14 protein-coding genes are annotated in these 17,947 nt (G+C 60.2%); 5 read left to right on the top strand and 9 right to left on the bottom strand.

Annotation, left to right across the window (positions count from 1 at the left end; all coding sequences use genetic code 11):
• Positions 1-112: 112 nt before the first annotated feature.
• The 4 genes from OKW35_RS17645 to OKW35_RS17630 all read right to left on the bottom strand — a co-directional run bounded on the left by OKW35_RS17645 (position 113) and on the right by OKW35_RS17630 (position 3,260).
• A complete protein-coding gene (locus OKW35_RS17645) occupies positions 113-544 on the bottom strand; it encodes an antirestriction protein (RefSeq protein WP_429355130.1) in 432 nt (143 codons plus the stop codon).
• A 105-nt stretch (positions 545-649) separates the two neighbouring features.
• Positions 650-1,090 carry a DUF6573 family protein gene (locus OKW35_RS17640; protein ID WP_429355129.1) on the bottom strand — a complete coding sequence of 147 codons (441 nt, stop codon included), beginning with the start codon at positions 1,088-1,090 and terminating at the stop codon, positions 650-652.
• 127 nt (positions 1,091-1,217) lie between these two features.
• On the bottom strand, positions 1,218-1,817 hold the full coding sequence (locus tag OKW35_RS17635; protein WP_429552712.1) for a hypothetical protein: 600 nt from the start codon (positions 1,815-1,817) through the stop codon (positions 1,218-1,220).
• 729 nt (positions 1,818-2,546) lie between these two features.
• Positions 2,547-3,260 (bottom strand): DUF3577 domain-containing protein, encoded by a 714-nt coding sequence (locus OKW35_RS17630; RefSeq protein WP_429552711.1) that lies wholly within the window; start codon positions 3,258-3,260, stop codon positions 2,547-2,549.
• A 219-nt stretch (positions 3,261-3,479) separates the two neighbouring features.
• Here OKW35_RS17630 and OKW35_RS17625 point away from each other — a divergent pair, with 219 nt between their 5' ends.
• Entirely contained in the window at positions 3,480-4,025 is a 546-nt protein-coding gene (locus OKW35_RS17625; protein WP_429355126.1) for a hypothetical protein, read from the top strand.
• Between the two features lie 809 nt (positions 4,026-4,834).
• Here the strand turns inward: OKW35_RS17625 and OKW35_RS17620 are convergent.
• Positions 4,835-4,990, bottom strand: a complete 156-nt coding sequence (locus tag OKW35_RS17620) for a hypothetical protein (protein WP_429552710.1) — start codon at positions 4,988-4,990, stop codon at positions 4,835-4,837.
• A gap of 226 nt (positions 4,991-5,216) precedes the next feature.
• Here OKW35_RS17620 and istA point away from each other — a divergent pair, with 226 nt between their 5' ends.
• From istA to OKW35_RS17605, 3 genes are read left to right on the top strand one after another with little or no spacing between them, the layout of a single operon-like run.
• Entirely contained in the window at positions 5,217-6,716 is a 1,500-nt protein-coding gene (gene istA / locus OKW35_RS17615; RefSeq protein WP_429552709.1) for an IS21 family transposase, read from the top strand.
• A complete protein-coding gene (gene istB / locus OKW35_RS17610) occupies positions 6,713-7,534 on the top strand; it encodes an IS21-like element helper ATPase IstB (RefSeq protein ID WP_429552708.1) in 822 nt (273 codons plus the stop codon). The genes istA and istB overlap by 4 nt, the downstream gene beginning before the upstream one ends.
• 60 nt (positions 7,535-7,594) lie before the next feature.
• The gene (locus OKW35_RS17605; RefSeq protein WP_429552707.1) at positions 7,595-8,212 is read left to right on the top strand and encodes a hypothetical protein; all 618 of its coding nucleotides are present in this window, start codon (positions 7,595-7,597) and stop codon (positions 8,210-8,212) included.
• A gap of 703 nt (positions 8,213-8,915) precedes the next feature.
• Here the strand turns inward: OKW35_RS17605 and OKW35_RS17600 are convergent.
• Both OKW35_RS17600 and OKW35_RS17595 read right to left on the bottom strand, forming a co-directional pair.
• On the bottom strand, positions 8,916-11,264 hold the full coding sequence (locus OKW35_RS17600) for a hybrid sensor histidine kinase/response regulator (RefSeq protein WP_090812589.1): 2,349 nt from the start codon (positions 11,262-11,264) through the stop codon (positions 8,916-8,918).
• Between the two features lie 460 nt (positions 11,265-11,724).
• The gene (locus tag OKW35_RS17595) at positions 11,725-13,155 is read right to left on the bottom strand and encodes an IS1182 family transposase (protein ID WP_429552804.1); all 1,431 of its coding nucleotides are present in this window, start codon (positions 13,153-13,155) and stop codon (positions 11,725-11,727) included.
• Positions 13,156-13,517: 362 nt separating this feature from the next.
• Here OKW35_RS17595 and OKW35_RS17590 point away from each other — a divergent pair, with 362 nt between their 5' ends.
• Complete coding sequence (locus tag OKW35_RS17590; RefSeq protein WP_429552706.1) at positions 13,518-14,540, top strand: hypothetical protein; 1,023 nt, start codon at positions 13,518-13,520, stop codon at positions 14,538-14,540.
• A gap of 604 nt (positions 14,541-15,144) precedes the next feature.
• On the opposite strand, the gene OKW35_RS17585 is transcribed toward OKW35_RS17590, so the two are convergent.
• Entirely contained in the window at positions 15,145-16,032 is an 888-nt protein-coding gene (locus OKW35_RS17585) for a hypothetical protein (protein ID WP_429552705.1), read from the bottom strand.
• Entirely contained in the window at positions 16,029-17,900 is a 1,872-nt protein-coding gene (locus OKW35_RS17580; protein ID WP_429552704.1) for a caspase family protein, read from the bottom strand. Before OKW35_RS17580 ends, OKW35_RS17585 begins: the two co-directional genes overlap by 4 nt.
• Between the last annotated feature and the right edge of the window lie 47 nt (positions 17,901-17,947).

Genomic DNA, 17,947 nt, shown 5'->3' with positions numbered 1-17,947 from the left:
TCCGGCTTCCAGCGGACGTCGTGTGCGACCCCGTTTGCATCATTGGTCCGGCGCCCCGGAGTGGGGCGCCCGTCCAGCAGCTACTAAAACAAGAAGGCAGATGGTCAATGCGTCAATCAATGGCGGCGAAAATCGATTGCGCTTCCACGTGTTGTGCGGCAAAGTCGCGCAGCTGGTAGAAGAGCTCACCGAAGTGCGCCTCGCGGGTCTGCCAGGCAAGGGCATTGAAGGCCATCAGACAGGCGACGATGCCGGCGGCGTCGCACGACATCTCGCCATCGAAGCCATTGCCGGCGCACTGGATGCGCAGTGGCTCCTGCAGGCGAGGGACCATGTAGAAGCCCCCGTTGGACAGTTCGAAGAAGTCCCAGAAACCGCCTGAATAGCCATCACAGACGGATTGCAGCGACTGGTAAACCAGTGCCTCGCCCGTCATCAACCGCCGCCCCAAATAGCGTGGCAGCGTGTTCATCCGCTTTGATTCAGGAACACGCACGGCTTTGATGACGGCGCTCGAGGTCATGACTTCAGAATCAGGTTGCATGATGTTCTCCAGCAAGAAATTCGCGGAGCATGTCCCCTGGCGGGGAGGCATCCCCGCGACCGGTAAATAAGGGAAGCGGTCGGTCCGTTGCCGACCCCGATGTGGCTAGTCCTGGTCGGGCAGCAGGATCGTTGCGACCGGCCGGTCAGTGGTCCCCGCATCGATGACGAGTTTCAGATGAACCTCGGAGGCCGGTGCTGCATTGGCATCGTCTGACTCGAGGCGCGCACTGAAATAGACTGTCCTGTCTTCGTGCCGATGCATGACTTCGGCGGCTGCGGACCGCAGAACGGACCACATGCGCCGCGCTGCAACGCATGATGAGCACGGGGCGTGAATGGCATCGTGACCCGCGTCGGTAAGACCGGCGAGGCATGCACCCAACCCCTCTTTCGAAATCGCAACAGGTGCCCTGAAGCCGGCCTCACAGGCGATGCGCGACAGGTCCAGCAGCCTGCCGTCACGCAGACGTTGCTCGCGTGATGTCAGTCCAAGGTCCGGAGACGGCGTAGCTGAAGCAGGGACATCGTAGTAATAGACAGACATGACATGCTCCTTGAACGGGTGAAGGGGCATGTGCTCCCCAGGGGATGCAATGCCCCGGGGGGAAATATCGGAATGGCCGGCCGTTGTTCCGCGGTGTAGATAAGGTCAACCGCGGATGACACGTGACCTAACAGATGCGGAATCCACCGCACACTCGAAGGAATCCAGCGAACTCGCGGACGTTGTCCTCGTCGAACGGATAGTGCCTCTCGAAATCGGGCACTTCGCCCTTGCCATCGCAGGAGTTACACAACAAAGGTCCAGGTCCGATTGCAGGTGGCTCGGCGCGATGACCTGTAGCGCCGCACACCGTACAGGGTTGATACGGTAAAGAGAGGAGCCGCTGGTGATACAGCTCGGCGTACCTGTGTGTGTGACCCGAGCGGAGGGCAAGCTCCAGTCGTTCTGCAAGCGCACTGGCCCCATCGTCGTCCAGACCCCAGCCATTGTTTGAATGACCGAGGTTACCGGTTGGGATGATGTCGGCCGCGACCGTCTCGCAGTAGTGCCAGAGCGGATGCCACCACCAGACGTTATTGCGGAAGTAAGTGCCCTTGTCGGAACGAGGGGTGTTTCCAAAGACGTCCATACCCATTTTAAAAACTCCAGAAAAAGAGGGGACGTCCCCTGAGGGAAGCATGCCCTCGGGGTGAAAAAACTGGACGATCAGATCGATGGCCGCCTGGTACATGCGGTGACGATCTGAAACAGCCAGGTCAGAGAACATTCCGAATGCCGATCCATCTGGCACGCAGCCGCGCAGAAACAACGCGCCGGAAATGAACTGCGGATACCGCAAGTCTGGTCACAGTGACGTCGTAACCTGACGGATCCGCAGCCGGCGGATCAACGGTGAAATGTCCATTGGCAGGTGTCCGTACAGCAGGGCGCCTGCCAATGTCCCCTGGCCGCGGGCGCGCGACCAGGGGCGTTTAGCGCAGCGAGCGCAAACGGCACGGCGTTTCGAGGCCGCCGTTGGCCCGGGAGATCAGGGAAGTCGGGACACGAAGAGGGAAGCCACGGGAAGCCAGCTTGCCGCAGCGTGACCCGGTGGTCGCGCTGGAGCAAGCCGACTGACGACGCAGTTCAGCACGTATCGCCCCGTGATGGGCGGTGGCAGGGGAGGGAGAAGTCGCAGCCGGTTTCGCGGCTGCGACGGGCGTCCTGTGACTCCTCAGGAGAGAAAAGCGCAAAGGCGCCTGAGGCAGGGATCAAGAAACCGCATGTTGATGCCGGCGAACCGGCATCGCACCTGGCCTTTTTAAAGCGGACGAACCAGGGATCGAGGCGTGTTTTAGAAGGGCGAACACGCAAACGCCCGAAAAGCTGGAAAGACACCTACATCTCAATATAGAGGATAACGAATCAAAAACTTTCCTCCTGTTGCATGTGAAAACCCGAGCACCAACACACGGAATGACCCGCGCAAGGCAGGGGGGCTGACGACAACCCGACTTCAAGCTGCAGTGCCTGTCCGACGGACAGCACGTCGCAGGAAGCCGGCTCCGCGGCGAGACCCGGCAGGGTTTCCTGCCGGGCGTCGATCGCGGAGGTCGTCGTGCTGACGATCCGACCGCTGAACCTGTGTCATGTCGCGAGTGGCAGGGGCGACTGGGTCGTCGAAGCCAGCATCACCCATCGCCGGCGGATCCAGTTGCTGATGCCAGTCAGGAAAGACAACGTCGTCAGGGTGATCGGCCAGGTCTTCGGACGGGTTTTCGGTCTGGTCTTCATGACGCTCGTCCTGCCGTTCGTCCTGATACACGAACGCTCCATCGACCTTGATCCAGAACACCTTGAGCAGTCGGCCTTTCAGGACTGTGCCCATCTGGCCGGCACGGTCCCCCTGCCTGATCTCATAGGTGCTGATGTAGTGATCACCGGCCCGAAAGCCGACCAGCACCTTGACGTCGCGATCATTGGCGTCATTCATCACCGACAGGATCGCATCTTTGGCCTTTTCGCCAGAGACGATCAGATCGAGATTCAGGTAGACGATCCCGTTCTGAACCTCGGGATCTCCGTGGAACGCGGCAATCGAACAGGCCAGAAACGGCCTGGCCCGGGCGCGACCCTGCCCAGCCGAGGTGACTTCGCGCACGCGCGAAAGGTAACCGAGGCCGGTCAGATGAAGGTCGAAATACTTTCTGGGTTGCTCAGTCTGGTTCATGGCGATTCTCCTAAAGAAAAAGGGGAATCGCGAGCCCCGGGCGGGAATCGTTGATTCCCCAACCGGGCAGACAGGAAACTCCGGGTCTACATCAGACCTGCGGCCATCCAGACATGGGACGGAGCAAAGCCGCAAGGGTGTACTGCAAAGGGCGCTGGACAAGCTCCAGCGGGCTACATCAGTTCTTTATGATAGTCAGGCTTTGCGAGAAATCAAGCGATGCGCGTGGCCCTGCGGTTTGCATTGCTTTGCGGGCAGGCTCCTGTCAGCGCAAATCTCTTTCACCATGCAGTCGAAATGTATTTGAAGGGCGCTCCTGTGCGTAAGATGGGGCCAGTGTCTCTGGATGAGGCACGCGGCCAGTTGCGCAACCTTGGACATAACATGACGCGCGTGTGGAAGAGATTCAAGCGGGTGTTTCCTGGCGCGTCGCTCGACAACTCCAACGGCGTGGTTAAAAATCTCCACGAATTCGAGAAACTGCGTTATCCCGACCCGAGTGTTCTCGATGAGGGAATGGAGATTCAATTCGCGCGGAGGAGTGGCGAAGTTGTTCCGGACACGTTGTCGCGGCACGAGCCGTGCCTTGAGGCTGTCGACGCTTTGGTACAGGCCGTGTACAACACGGCCTGCGTCAACCCGACCTTTCGCCCCTGGCCTGACGAGGCAAAAGGCAATCTTGCTACGCGAGTACATGGACCCTTTGTTCCAGTCCCGCGCTCATGTGTCGCCAATTCCGTCATAGCACCCGACGAGCGCATATAGCGCCGTGAATGCGTGCCCGCATTGCTCGCAGATATATTCCTGGTGGACCGTCATCGCTCCGATGGCGCACGCTCCCATAGTCGGATGCGGAGCGCCGCATGCGCGGCACATTACCACGCCTTCCTTGACAACCTCTTTCTGCCAATCGTCCGAGTTGAGCATGTCATCCTCCGAACTGCAGCGGGATGTATGACGTTCACGTGTAGACGACATCCCTGTTTCGTCGCTTCACTCGGCCGGTGACCGGGAGAGAAGTCTGAAGTCTGGCGTGTCGGGGCAGACGACGACGTGTCGATCACAGTATAGGCGCGTGAGGATGATTGCCGCGTAATTGGTGTCTGGCCGGGGGCGTCCACCGTCGATCTTGATGATCTCGGCCCGCTCCAGGTAGAACTCCATTGGGTCCGACTCGTCCATGACGGGATGCCGCATTTCTATACGGTACAACGCCTATTTCCCACATGTAGCTGTAGCGATCCCTTCGCCAACCGTATCCGGCGCGATATCTTCGAATGAGTTGGGTGTTCCCGGCATGCAGACGATCGTACCGCCGTCACTCCTGCAGGCGACAAATGGGCCGGGCGTGACCTGCCATGTCGAGCAGTTGATCAGGAACTTCTGAGCGCGCGATTTCATCAATGGGAGCCCCGGGGCTCGGACCATAGGGCTTGATGTATGTCTCGCGCGTCCACAGCTTTAAGTGAATCGGGAGTGTGGTGTCCGTACACAGGCGCATGCAAACTACCGTTCAGGAGGCTTCAACGGTCCCAGGCAGATCAGTTGCTCCACGCGTGGACGCCGACTGCACGTCATGGAGCGAACTCCGCTCCCTTTGAGGCGCTCAGAGGGCTTTCGAACGGTCGTGTGTCCGCGCGCCGGTCGATCATGCTCTCCTTCCGACGATCGAGCGATACCTTGCGCTTTTCTTCTGCGCTCGCAATGAAGTCGGACAGTTCGCGTTCCATCGCCGAATCCTTGACGCCCGGTTTCCACGTCGCAGCGCCGTGTCGGCGGCGCGTGGCCCGAGCCAGCTAGAGAACGACAATTATCTTGGCCGGTCCTTTGACAGTTACCTTGGCCGGTGGTGAGGAGTCGAAGGCGGCGTAGCCGCCGAAGACGACGAACTACCGGCGGCGCCGGAAGAGCGGGGTTTTACGATGGCTGATCGCGTCCAACAAGAAGCGAACAGCCATGCCCGGAACCTACGTGACGGACCAGCAGGTCCGACTCTTTATGAGCAAGCGCAAACATCACACTCAGGAAGTCGCCGCGGCCATGGCGGGTATGAGCGTTCGCACGGCCCGGCGCATCGAGCATGACGGCCGTCTGCCGTCGCAGAAGCCGCCGCGCACCTGGCGCACACGATCCGATCCGTTCGCCGACGTTTGGGACAGCGAGGTCGTGCCGTTGTTACGCCACGCTCCTCGGCTGAAGGCCATCACGCTGCTGTGCAAGCTGCAGGAAGCGCATCCCGGCCTGTTTCCCGACAGCATGCGGCGCACGCTCGAGCGGCGCGTCAGCCAATGGCGCGCACTCGAGGGCCCCGGCAAGGAAATCTTTTTCCCACAGCAGCACTTGCCTGGCGTGCAGGGGCTGTCGGACTTCACCGATATGCGAGATCTGCGGGTGACGATCGCCGGCGCGCCACTTGATCACCGCCTCTATCACTTCGTGCTCGCGTTCTCACACTGGGAATACGCCTATGTCGTCGAAGGCGGCGAGAGCTTCGAGGCCCTCTCCTCGGGTTTGCAGAACGCGCTGTGGCAGGCCGGCGGCTGCCCGCACGAGCATCGTACTGACAGCCTATCGGCAGCATTCAAGAATCTGCAGGCCGAAGAGGACTTCACGGCTCGCTATGACGCGCTGCTGATGCATTACGGCATGGCCGGCACCCGCAACAACGTTGGCGTGGCCCACAAGAACGGCAGCGTGGAATCCTCGCACCGTCATCTGAAGGAGGCGGTCGATCAAGCGCTGATGCTGCGCGGCTATCGCGACTTCGATGATCGTGCTGCCTATGAAGCGTTTGTTCGCGAGGTCGTCATGCGACGCAACCGCCGCAACGCGGCTGCGTTCAACGCCGAGCGCGAACATTTGCAGGATCTGCCCGCGCATCGCACGACCGACTTCATCGAAGAGGAAGCCCGCGTGACACGCTGCGGCACGTTCACCGTGCGCGGCATTCTCTACAGCGCGCCGTCACGCCTGATCAGCCACCGTCTGAAGGTCCGTGTCTACGCCGATCACCTCGACTGCTATCTGTCCGGCGCACTCGTGCATAGCACCGCGCGGGGCTCGCATGCCGCCAATAGTCGCCGTCGCAAGCTCGACTACCGGCACTTCATCGAGGCGCTCAAACGCAAGCCCCAGGCGTTCAAGGGGCTGGCGTTTCGCGACGACTTGTTCCCGCGCGAGGCATACCGCCGGACGTGGGAGCGGCTCGAGGCCCAACTCACTCAGCGCGATGCCTGCAAGGCCATGGTCGGGCTGCTTGAGTTGGCCGCCAATCATGGAGTCGAGGCGGTTCTTGCCGAGCGGCTCGAAGCGTTGCTCACCGCCGGTAAGTTGCCCGATCTCAAGCAACTGCAGCATGAATTTGCGCCGCGCCAGGCGCAGTGCCCGGACGTAGTGGTCGACATGCCGGCGGCGGCCCTTTACGACACGCTGATCGGCGAGGAGGTATCGGTATGAACGCGCCTGCAACCTACGACGCCGCCCGTATGGGGCTGATGCTCACCGAGCTGCGCTTGCCGACGATCGCGCGGCTATGGCCTGAGTTCACGCAGCGCTCCGACAAGGAAGGCTGGCCGTCGACGCGTCTGCTCGGCGCGCTGCTCGAGCATGAACTGGCCGAACGCGCGAAACGACGCATCGAGCGGCACCGTGTCGAATCGCACCTGGATCCGAGCAAGACACTCGAGACGTTCGACTTCGGCTTGGTGCCGATGGTCTCCAAGGCGCATGTAATGGCGCTTGTCAGCGGCGACTCGTGGCTCGAGAAAGGCGCCACGATCCTGCTGTTCGGGCCTCCGGGTGCGGGCAAGAGTCATTTAGGCTGCGGCATCGGCCATGCATTGATCGACGCCGGATACCGGGTGCTGTTCACACGCACCGGCGAAATCGTGCAGAAGCTGCAGGCGGCGCGTCAAAGCCTGCAGTTGCCATCGATGCTCGCCAAGCTCGATCACTTCGACTTGATCATCCTCGACGACCTGTCATACGTGCGCAAGGATCAAGCGGAAACGAGTGTGCTGTTCGAACTCATTGCCGAACGCTATGAGCGGCGCAGTCTGCTGATCACGGCCAATCAGCCGTTCTCCGGCTGGAGCGACGTGTTCCCGGATCCGTCGATGACGGTGGCCGCCATCGATCGACTGGTCCATCACTCGACGATCTTCGAGCTGAACGTGGAAAGCTACCGGCGTCGCAGCGTCGACGACAACAAGCGCACGCGCCGGCGTCAATTACCCCAACCCGAATCGGAAGGAGCGACAACTATGACGAACTGAGCAGCGACAACTAACCCCGCCGACCGGCCAAGATAGTTGTCGCTCGGGCGGCCATCGTAATTGACAATCTACAGCCAGCGCCAAGGCGGCCTTCGCTGTCTTCGCACATTCGTACTCAACCTGACTGCAAAGGTCGATCGGCTCACCGAACTCCTGGAACGCCTCTACATATTCGCGGGCGGCGTGCACCGTAGCCGGATATTCACGCAGTCCGGACATAACCTTGCGGCTAAAGACGTTCCAGCGAACACTGTCCGGATAGACGAAAGCCGGGACGGAAACAGTGTGGGTGGCTTCGCGGCTTATAGAGCGAGTCGGCTCCGCTGCTGCCCAGGCGGCCACGGAAACGGCCATCTTTTTAATGAGCTCATTCGCGTCGTCTACGTCGCGTGGTTTCTTCAGCAGGCAGGCTACGGGAACGAACGGGTTGAATGCTACAAGATGGTGGAATACGCGGTCGAGGTGGCGCTTGAACTTGCCGACAGGTTAAACGAATGGATGCTTGCTGAGGACGCAATTCCGGTCTTCGAGAGGCTGCTTGCGCTGCATGACGCACAACTGGCAACCGCGCCTCTTCACAAGGTGATTGAGGCTGAGCGACAACTCCGACACTTTCTCGCGGGAACGGCTCCTTCGCCAATACCCGAGCCGGATCGGGATTCGGCCGAGAACGATTGACATCGCCGCTGTTTCTCGCCCTCGGGACTCGCTGCGCATCTGCCTGGAATTGATGCTGCGATGGCGTGCTAGCCACATCTCATGCTTTTACCGCCTGCATGAATTGTCGCAGGGTATGTGGCGCTTCCCGCGCATGCAAACGTAAGGCGCGCATGAGCTTATCCACTTCCTGCATGTCCATTGACGGATGCATATGTGGATCGCTTGTGCGATACGCATGGGTCGTCACCTTCACTTGGGAGAGTTGGGGCGCGCCCCAGGGGCAACAATCGACCCGGAGCGCCGTTCGAACTCGCGCCACTGCAATGCCCGCCTTCAATATGTAATTGCCGTCGCTCCGTATCGCTATCCGGCCGTGGATTGACGGCCAGGCTGCGTTAGATCCAGCTCCTCGGTGCGGCCTGGCCACGCATCGACGACAGACTCTTGATCGGCCTGAGCCGTCATTCGAGCATCGGTGCCGGTCAGACGGGTATGGGGCGCTTTCCCGTCATTCACAGGTCGGTGGTCGGGAATGACTCGTCCCGCGGAAAGCGAACGAGTACTTGCGACCCGGTCCGGTCACTCAGGACGAGTTTTCGTCCGTCGGGTTTCGGATCGATCTGAGACGGTCGCTAATGATGCAACCGCCTTTTATGCACGCAATGTCTTGGACAGGACGTTAATCTCGCGTGAATTGTCGGCAGTACATCGGTGAGCGTGTCTAAAGTTGGGAATTGTCTAGCACTCTGCCCAGTTCCTCCAGGGTATAGGGTTTGCGTAACGCCTTCCAGCGGAACGTCAGCGCCGGGACATCAGGCATCTCGTTGCCCGAGGCAAAGATAACGCGCAGCCCTGGCTGTAACTGAACCGCTGTTTCGGCGAGTTCGATTCCCGACATGCCAGGAATGGTGAGATCGGCGAGCATTACGTCGAACGCCTTGTCCCTGAGCCAACGCAGCGCCTCTTCCGGCGAGCCAGTCGCATCCGGAGCGTGTCCGAGCATTTTTACCAATTCGCTCGTGGCTTCCAGTAACGCAGGATCGTCGTCGACCAGAAGAACCCGGAGACATGTCGTGCCAGCATTTGCTGCTGACAGCGTTGCGTCCTGGTTTCCACGGGTCGCGCAGGTAGCGCCGAGTATCTGGCGGATCTTGTAGGCGAGCTGTTCCCGGCTGTATGGCTTGCTCAACAGTTCAACGCCCGGGTCCAGCCGTCCACCGTGAATAACCGCGTTCTGCGTATAGCCGGAAGTAAACAGCACCTTCAGACGCGGCAGAAGCTGCACCGCCTGCGCGGCCATGTCGGGACTGCGCAGGGACCCGGGCATCACGACGTCCGTAAAAAGCAGGTCAATATGGATGCCACTTCGAATCACGGTCAACGCCTGCTCTGCGCCGTCTGCCTTCAGCACGCTGTAGCCAAGCCCCGTCAGCGTATCGACAACGGTAGATTGCACTTTCAGATCGTCTTCCACTACGAGGATGGTCTCCGTTCCGCCCAGCAACCTGACGCTCGGTCTCGCAGGAGGCTCGATTGCCGTTTCGGTGGACCGCGGCAGGTAGATCTTGACGGTCGTGCCGTGCCCGACCTCGCTATAAATGCGGGTATGTCCGCCGCTCTGCTTGACGAAACCATAGGCCATGCTTAAACCCAGCCCGGTTCCCATCCCTTCAGGTTTCGTCGTGAAGAATGGGTCGAACGCCCGCTCAAGCACATCCGGCGGCATGCCAGTGCCAGTGTCGGTGATGGCTAGCATGACGTACTGGCCTACCGGCACATCGGGCAAGCCGGCAACATACTGATCGTCGAGCATCGCATTGGCCAGTTCCATGGTCAGCTTTCCGCCATCGGGCATCGCATCGCGCGCGTTGATTGCCAGATTGAGGATGACGTTCTCCAGCTGATGAATGTCCACGATCGTGTTCCATAGCCCGCCAGCAACGACCGTCTCCACCTCAATGGTCTCTCCAAGTGCGCGCCGCAACAGATCATCCATGCCCCGTATCGCGGGAGCCAGGTTGATCACAACCGGTCGCAAGGGCTGCCGACGTCCAAAGGCGAGCAGTTGGGACGCTAGTTTTGCGCCGCGCTCTACCGCGTCGATCGCCTTGTCGAGCCGCTCCCGGGTCCATCCGTCGCTGGCATGATGGTTCTCCAGCAGCTCCAGGTTACCGCGCAATACCTGCAATACATTGTTGAAATCGTGCGCGACGCCGCCCGTCAGCTTACCGATGGCTTCCATCTTTTGCGACTGGAACAATGCGGTCCTGGTCTCTTCGAGCACCCGGTTCGCTTCCATCCGTTCCGTGATGTCACGGGTGATCTTCGCAAATCCAGCAAGCGTTCCATCTTCGTCGCGGATTGCGTCGATCACGACATGCGCCCAGAAACGGCTGCCATCTTTCCTGACCCGCCATCCTTCCGCTTCAAATCGCCCTTCCCTTGCAGCAGCGGTCAGCCCGCGCTGCGGCAGTCCTGTCGCGGCGTCTTCCGGCGTGTAAAAGCGCGAAAAATGCGAACCGATGATTTCTTCTGCAGCGTAGCCCTTGATTCGCCGTGCGCCGGAGTTCCAGTTTGTGACGACACCTTCCGGCGACAGCATAAAGACTGCATAGTCAGTCACACCGTTAACCAGCATGCGGAAGCGTCGCTCGCTTTCCAGCACTGCGTCGTGTGCGGCCTTTTTCTCCGTGATATCGCGCACGATGTTCACATAACCGGCAAATTGCCCATCTTCCGTATGCAATGCGGTAATCACGTCGCTGGCCCAGAACGTTGTGCCATCCTTACGGATTCGCCACCCTTCGGTATCGCGGCGTCCTGTGCGTCGGGCGATTTCGAGGCCAGCCGCGGGCGCCCTTTGTTGTCGGTCATCCTCTCTGTAGAGGGTGTCCAGCATTTGGCCGATGATCTCGGCGGGCTGGTATCCGTGGATAGCTATGCCGCCGGGATTCCACGTCAGAATCCGGCCGTCCGCCGAAATCGCATAAATTGAATAGTCAGAGACAGATGCAACCCACTTGTCCGTCCAGTTCTGGATCGTATCGCCTGGTTGCTGTTTGTTCGACATATTGGACTCCCGGTTTGACAGACTTTGACAGCTGACATGGCCGACCAACATATTACCTCGTCATTCGATGCGATCAGGGTAGGCGGCCGGCACGCTCTTGTCGTTCCTGGCTCGACCGAACGATCAAGGTCTTTTACTGCGGCTCAAGCCGACGGCCAGCTCAACGTAGACGACGCTCCCGCAGGCGGGCGAGATCGGAGAATCGTGGCGAAGGGAAGAAAGCGTTGAAGATGCGTTGCCCGCCTCTGCTGCGATGGTCGGTTGACCGCAGCGAAACGGTAACCGGCCATTCGGCGGTTTCCCGCGGGTGTCTCGTTATGGCCCAGAGCGTGTCAAAACGCGCAGCGACTGGGAATTAGCGAAACCTGGCTTGACGCAGGTCTCGACTTTTCGATTGCGGCGATCCGAGCGTCAAATCACAGCGGAAGTATTGCGAAGGCGCAGCACCTCCCAACAGGGCTCACGCCCGCATCGCTGTGATCAACGCTTCTGAACCGAGTAGCTTGATCACTCGCTTCATGTTGTACGCAAGCACGTGCAAGCTCATTTCTGTGCTCACGCGCTCGATGGTCCGTGTCAGGAAATGAGTGGCGCCCATCCATGCCTTGATCGTCCCGAACGGATGCTCGACAGTCTGTCGCCGGATGCGCATCATCTCAGGCGCATGATCAAGTCGCGCCTGCATCTCGTCAAGAACAGCTTCGTGTTCCCAGCGTGCCACGCGACGTTGAGGGCCTGGCGTGCAATCCCCCTTTAGTGAGCATTGCTGGCAATTTGAACTCCAGTATTTACTGATCTTCAGACCGCGCTCAACAGTTGAGAATCGCCAGATTAGCCGCTGGCCCGCCGGGCACCGATATTCGTCCGTCTGTGCGTTGTAAATGAAGTCATCCTTGCCGAAGCGACCATTAGCCGTTGCGCTCGATGTCACCGACTTCGGAATGAACACGCTTATTCCGGCCTCATGGCATGCAAGTATCTCCTCGCTCTTGTAGTAGCCCCGATCCGCAACTGCAGTGAGCTTGTCGACGGCCATCTCTGTGCGGGCAAGCTTCGCCATCGACGCCAACTGATCACGATCGAGGCCATCATTGGTAACGACATGCGCGACAATCAAATGGTGCTTCGTGTCAACCGCAGTCTGGACGTTGTAGCCGACGACCCCCGTTCCTCGTGTCTTCATCGAACGGGCATCTGGATCCGTGAGCGATACCTGTTTGTCGGGTGCTGCGTTGAGTTGGACCTCGATCTCCTTGAGGCCTCGCATCTGTTCCTTCAAGGCCGCAATCTTGTCCTGCAGTCGCTCGGTCCTGACCTTTGCGATGGCAGGCTCCTGACGATCCGCTGTGTCCATCGAATCGAGATAGCGAGCGATACTTGACTCGATGTCGCGCATGCGTCGTTCAAGCTTCGCGCTCGTGAAGTTACGGTCACGGTGGTTCACCGCCTTGAACTTGCTGCCGTCAATCGCAACGATCGCTTCGGCGAAGAGGTCCAGACGCTGGCACAGCACGACGAACTGACGGCAGACGCTACGGATCGCTTTGCCGTTGTCCTTGCGGAACCGCGCGATGGTCTTGAAGTCCGGTGCCAGGCGGCCCGTGAGCCACATGAGTTCGACGTTACGCTGGGTCTCGCGTTCAAGGCGACGGCTCGATTGGATCCGGTTCAGGTAACCATAGATATAGATCTTGAGCATCACCTCGGGGTGATACGACGGCCGACCTGTCAACGCTGGTTCGACGCCTTCAAACCCAAGCTTATGAAGATCAAGCTCATCTACAAAGACATCAACTACGCGCACGGGATTTGTGTCCGTCACGTAGTCATCGAGCGCTTCAGGGAGGAGAAAGCTTTGCGTACGATTGTCGCCTTGAACGAACCGTTTCATCTTGCTCATCTCTCGCTATCGGATGGCAAATTTTAGCGCTCCAAAATGCGTTTTGACACAATCTGGGCCGACTGCCGCCCGACGCGGTCGGCCGAACCCGACCCGTCTCTGCCGCTCGACCCCACACGACTTTAACGGCCGCTTCGAACGAGCAACGGTCGTAGGGCAGTTGGGTCGGCAGCCAAGTGACTCGGCGGCCTGAGCGGTAATTTAGCGCAAATCTGGTCGGCGAATGTCGAGCCGAAGATGGCAGCAAAAAATCTATCGTCGCGTTCGAAATGACTTGACCACTACAACTCAACAACCTATCGTTTTTTCACATTTGTCTGACCACCACATTATTCAGGCAGTGCGGGGGCAGCATGAGCAAGCTGACGGACAGCATCAACACTTTTGTGACGGGCGACCTGGTGTTTACGCGCTACCCGCCCACCACCCGGCAGCCGATCCACGTCACCGTGTTCCTCGAGCCGCGCCACGGCCTCGGCCGGAGCTACGTTCACGCGGGCGCGCAGCAGTTGGAGATCGCGGACGTCGCGACCTACGCGGATGACAAGGGCGCCGGCGGATACCGGCACGCCCATCCGACGGATAACGTGCTGCGCTCCCGCACGGCCGAAATCGCGCAGATGTTCGCGCAAACCGTCAAGCGCACGCCCTACGGCAACTACCCTTCGTCGGCGGACTTCCAGCGCTTGCAGCTCCTCGTCGAGAGCCCCCACGCGAGCCGTTTCACGGGCATGGTGCGCACGACCGACTTCGGCCAAATCCCGTTCGAGTTCCCGGCGCTCGTGCGGCTGCTCAAATGGACGCTGCGCGCGATCGACAACGCGCCGCTCAGCGAGAACCGCGGCATCACCTGCGCAGCCTTTGTATCGATATGCCACCAGGTGGCGCGAATGCTCATCTTCTTCGACGACGTTGGCCTCACGTGGCAGCCCGAGAAGATCCGTAACTGCTTGCAGAAGCTCAATGGGCTCGTCGAGTCCAAGGCCTCGCTGCGCGCTGAACTCGAGAAGATCGGCGAGGACCCCACGCGGAACAACAAGCCCATCTACCGCGATCAGGCCTATCGCGAGCACTCCAACCGCAAGCTCACGCCAGCCGGCAAGAGCGAGCTCGCTAGCAAAAGGGCGAACGTCGCCTACGACAGCGTGCCCGACGAGGCGCGCAAGCGATTGAAGAAGAACGCCCCGTCGTCCGAACTCGAGGGATATTGGCTCGTCATCCAGACCGAATGGCTCGGCATCAATGCGGCTATCACGAAATCGCTGCAAGACATCCTTGGCGACTTCTTCTTCGACGCCAAGTACGTGAGCTCGCCCATCCTGTCGCAACGCGTGCAGACCATCGGCTGGCGCACGGTGGCTTTCAACGCCTACTGATCTCCGGGGCTCAGGGCTCAGGGCGCGGCGATGCCGGACGGCGTCCTCAAACAAGGCAGATCCGTCCCGCGAAGCGGCAAACGCTCGAGCATCGCGGTGCCCGTTCGTCGAACCGACGACCTAAACCGTCGCGCACCATCCAGGTTCCCGAGCGGCGAGCGACATCGATCGGAGTCGCTTGACATAGGAGCGTCGTCGCGTTTGCCGAACGGTTCTTCCTGAACCGGAAAAGTGGAACGTGTTTGGCAGCGCGAAACGGGTGCATGTCCCGCCACTGTCAGACTGGCAGAACGCTCCCAGTCTGACAGTATCTATCTATCGATGAAAGGCGGGACGGACTACCTATAATGGCCGACGACGCCACCGGACATGATCCACGCACGAACGTCCGGTGTCGGAGGCGGAGCCGACATGCGAATGTCCTTGTGAAACCGCGGGCCAATGGCCGTAGATGGCCGACCACGGCCCGATGCGTGACGCGGCGACGGGGACATGGTCGAGCCGGGCGCGTCGGTCAGAGTTCGACCCGAAAGCGGACAGTTCCCGCCACGGATGGACCGCCCGAGAACAGAAGATCAGCGCTTACCTGCGGTCGGGCACGAGGTTACCGAACCGCGGTGTATATCGCCTGGGAGATGACTTTATCGCCAAGGTACTCCACGATGCCGTGCTGGTTGTCGCTGGTGTTCTGGGCTCCGCTGTAATTCCGCACTACGGGCGCGCCCTTATAGACTTCAGGCGAAATCTCATAGAGGGCGATCGCATCCTCCGGGTCACGGGCATTGAACCAGAGATCCACGCCTTCGGGTGCCCTGCGCGGTCCGACGTCGGATGGAAGGCGAGAGTAGATGGCCTTGATTCCAAGTGGTGAACCGATCGTGATGAACGCCTTGACGTTCGCCCGTTGCGGCCTATTTATCAATAAATTGTAGGCGACGATGGTTCCGAGGGAATGGGACACGATGACACACGGCTGGTCGCGCGGAATCGCCCCGTCGACTGCGGCATTGACCTGCAGCCGCACGCCCTTCCTGGTGAGGTAGTACCAGACATCGCGGGTAAAGAGCTCGATTGAGGTTTGGCCTACACCCGGAACGCGGTCCAGCAATCTGAGGGCGGCGAGCACAGCTTTCCAGTTCTGCACTGCTCGATCGACAATCGGCTCTTTCGCCTCGAGAGCGATTGACTCAAGCGATATGCCCTTTCTTTGAGCGATCTCGAACACGAGGTCTTGCGTGAACTGCTGCTCCTCGGCTGAGGGCGCAGAGGCTTCGGCGCCGCGGTCGACGAGAGTTCTGAAGGCCTCGCGCCCCTCCTCTTCGGTGAGATTAAACAGCAGGTCGCCGTAATAGGGCAGTGCCACGTCGAGCTGCGCGAGGGGCGGTAATCCGGCGGCGGCAAAGCCGTTGACGGCTGCTCGTTTCCATGAGTCTGCGAGATCCGCTGCGTCCTTGTTCTCTTGAGCCCTGCCATGTACGAAAACTACCTTCATTTCAACTCTCCTCGCTCAAATGCGTCGAGCATGGGATGTACATCCCGGTAGCGAAACGTCGTCCACTCGGCGTTTAGCCGGTGCTTACCGGCGACGATAATCGTGGGGTGCAGCGAATCGGCATTCACATACGATTCCATTAGACTCCAGCCGAGTGTCATCATCGGCAGAAAGGGCGCAAAGCCCGGACTGCCGAGAGCCGTTTCACGAGAAAGCACGCCGGCAAGCATAGCCACGTCGAAGGGCACCGGCGCAGGGGGCAGCATGTTGTGCAGGTCTAGAGAGCCATAGCCCTTCATCCAGTCGAAGACGGAACGCGAGCCGTCGTCATTACCAGATAGCGCGTAGGCATATGCAGCGTAGATGCCAAGCGCGGGATCCGCTCGCTTGCTCTGGCGTATGTAGTCGGCGAGCAACCGCCCTTCATTTTGCGCCAGCCGTTGGAGCTTTCCTGAGAACGAGAGCGCCGCGGCCAAAGCGCGCCGCTCGGAGAGGAACTGCCGGTCCGCATACGTATCGCCCAGATCTTGCCGAAGTTGCTCGGACACCTCGAACGATACAGAGGCGACTCGTCCGTCGATGAGGTGCAGCGTACCGACATATCCAGGCAGTATCGGGAGGATGCACACGGTGCCGCCCTTAAAGAAGAGGGCCACTGACCCGCGCTGCTCGCGCGGAGGGCTCGAGTAGGGCGGCGGGTAGAGCCGGACATCCACCGAGGGCTCGCCCTCGGCGTTCGCAAGTTCGCCGGCACTTCCTCCCGACAGAAGCACCTTCTCGACGGCCCCGCCCAAGACGCTGTAGCCTGTTCGCGTCTCGAAGGCTGCCCTGCCATATTCACTGCCGATGTAGTTCTCGAGATACGCGGCAAGCCCAGCGCCGATCGCGGCATTGGGCACCGGGAAATTCACAGTCACCATCGCCGCAACCTCGTCGATGGCAAGGTTGCGCTCACGCGCGGCCCGCGTTGCCACTTCGCGGTCGATCGGAATCGGCCGTGGCTTTGGTCTGTCGCCCATCCGAAATCTGTCTGCCACCCTGTCGAGGTCCGGAGTCCACCATGTTCCGAGGGACGAAGGCTCGGGCACCACATAGCCGATGAACTGCGGAACTCGCGACGTGACAAATCCGTCGGGAGTCTGGGAGAACGGTGGCGTCTGTTGTGCAGCCCTGAGGGGGACCTCGGCCCCAAGGTAGTCCTCTAGGCTCCAGGCCGTAATCACGGGCTGGCCCGGCACAAGCCATGGCCACTCTTCGCATACATCCTCTGGCGGCCGGTTGAGCGCATCGAGCAGCACGTTGGTGAAGAATCCCTCTCCTCGGAACTCCTTCGCGGTTTGTGACGGCTCGGTGGCATAGAACACGTCTACCTTCGACTTGCGAGCGCCAACGACCGCCCGTCGATCCAGCGCTGGCTTTCCGGCGACGGTGCCGAGTGGACCGAAGGGATCGACCGCGTTGCGGCAGGAATCGCAGATGACGACTAGATGAGGAACCGTCGAGTGCCAGGCGTTCGCCACGGTGGGCGCGATGGCAATCGCCTCGTCCTTATAGTGCTCGACGTCCGTGAGAAGCACTTGCTCGTCGCCTCCCGACTTGACAATTCCGTGCCCCGCGAAATAAAGAATGAGGAGATCTAGGTCGCCGGTCTCGATCAGGCATCGGACGGCGTCCTGTACGTCACGAGCCGAAACCCTGCAGCCTGAAGCGTCTGTCAGTTCCTTGATCTTGGCAGTAACGCCAAAGGTCGATTGCCCGCGCAGCCAACCGGCAAGCTTCGCTGCGCCCGAGGCCGCACCATCGAGCTTTTCAAGTAGGCCGACTTTGTCGACCCCGACCGCCACCAGCCCGACAATGCGCGTTGCCATCTTATTGCCTCCCAGCAAGCCGCAACGCCTGTTATGTTGGCCGGAAA

Origin of the sequence: Paraburkholderia sp. MM5477-R1 (assembly GCF_050436385.1) — a bacterium.
GTDB lineage: Bacteria > Pseudomonadota > Gammaproteobacteria > Burkholderiales > Burkholderiaceae > Paraburkholderia > Paraburkholderia tuberum.
The sequence above is the reverse complement of the archived record's forward strand: the minus strand, read 5'-3'. Positions and strand labels throughout refer to the sequence as shown.

Excerpts from the sequence above, each read along its gene's own strand:
- OKW35_RS17635 (WP_429552712.1), bottom strand. The coding sequence starts at position 1,817 with ATGTTCTCTGACCTGGCTGTTTCAGATCGTCACCGCATGTACCAGGCG.
- OKW35_RS17580 (WP_429552704.1), bottom strand. The coding sequence starts at position 17,900 with ATGGCAACGCGCATTGTCGGGCTGGTGGCGGTCGGGGTCGACAAAGTC.
- OKW35_RS17625 (WP_429355126.1), top strand. The coding sequence starts at position 3,480 with ATGCGCGTGGCCCTGCGGTTTGCATTGCTTTGCGGGCAGGCTCCTGTC.
- istA (WP_429552709.1), top strand. The coding sequence starts at position 5,217 with ATGCCCGGAACCTACGTGACGGACCAGCAGGTCCGACTCTTTATGAGC.
- OKW35_RS17620 (WP_429552710.1), bottom strand. The coding sequence starts at position 4,990 with ATGGAACGCGAACTGTCCGACTTCATTGCGAGCGCAGAAGAAAAGCGC.
- OKW35_RS17645 (WP_429355130.1), bottom strand. The coding sequence starts at position 544 with ATGCAACCTGATTCTGAAGTCATGACCTCGAGCGCCGTCATCAAAGCC.
- OKW35_RS17640 (WP_429355129.1), bottom strand. The coding sequence starts at position 1,090 with ATGTCTGTCTATTACTACGATGTCCCTGCTTCAGCTACGCCGTCTCCG.
- OKW35_RS17595 (WP_429552804.1), bottom strand. The coding sequence starts at position 13,155 with ATGAAACGGTTCGTTCAAGGCGACAATCGTACGCAAAGCTTTCTCCTC.
- istB (WP_429552708.1), top strand. The coding sequence starts at position 6,713 with ATGAACGCGCCTGCAACCTACGACGCCGCCCGTATGGGGCTGATGCTC.
- OKW35_RS17630 (WP_429552711.1), bottom strand. The coding sequence starts at position 3,260 with ATGAACCAGACTGAGCAACCCAGAAAGTATTTCGACCTTCATCTGACC.
- OKW35_RS17600 (WP_090812589.1), bottom strand. The coding sequence starts at position 11,264 with ATGTCGAACAAACAGCAACCAGGCGATACGATCCAGAACTGGACGGAC.
- OKW35_RS17585 (WP_429552705.1), bottom strand. The coding sequence starts at position 16,032 with ATGAAGGTAGTTTTCGTACATGGCAGGGCTCAAGAGAACAAGGACGCA.
- OKW35_RS17590 (WP_429552706.1), top strand. The coding sequence starts at position 13,518 with ATGAGCAAGCTGACGGACAGCATCAACACTTTTGTGACGGGCGACCTG.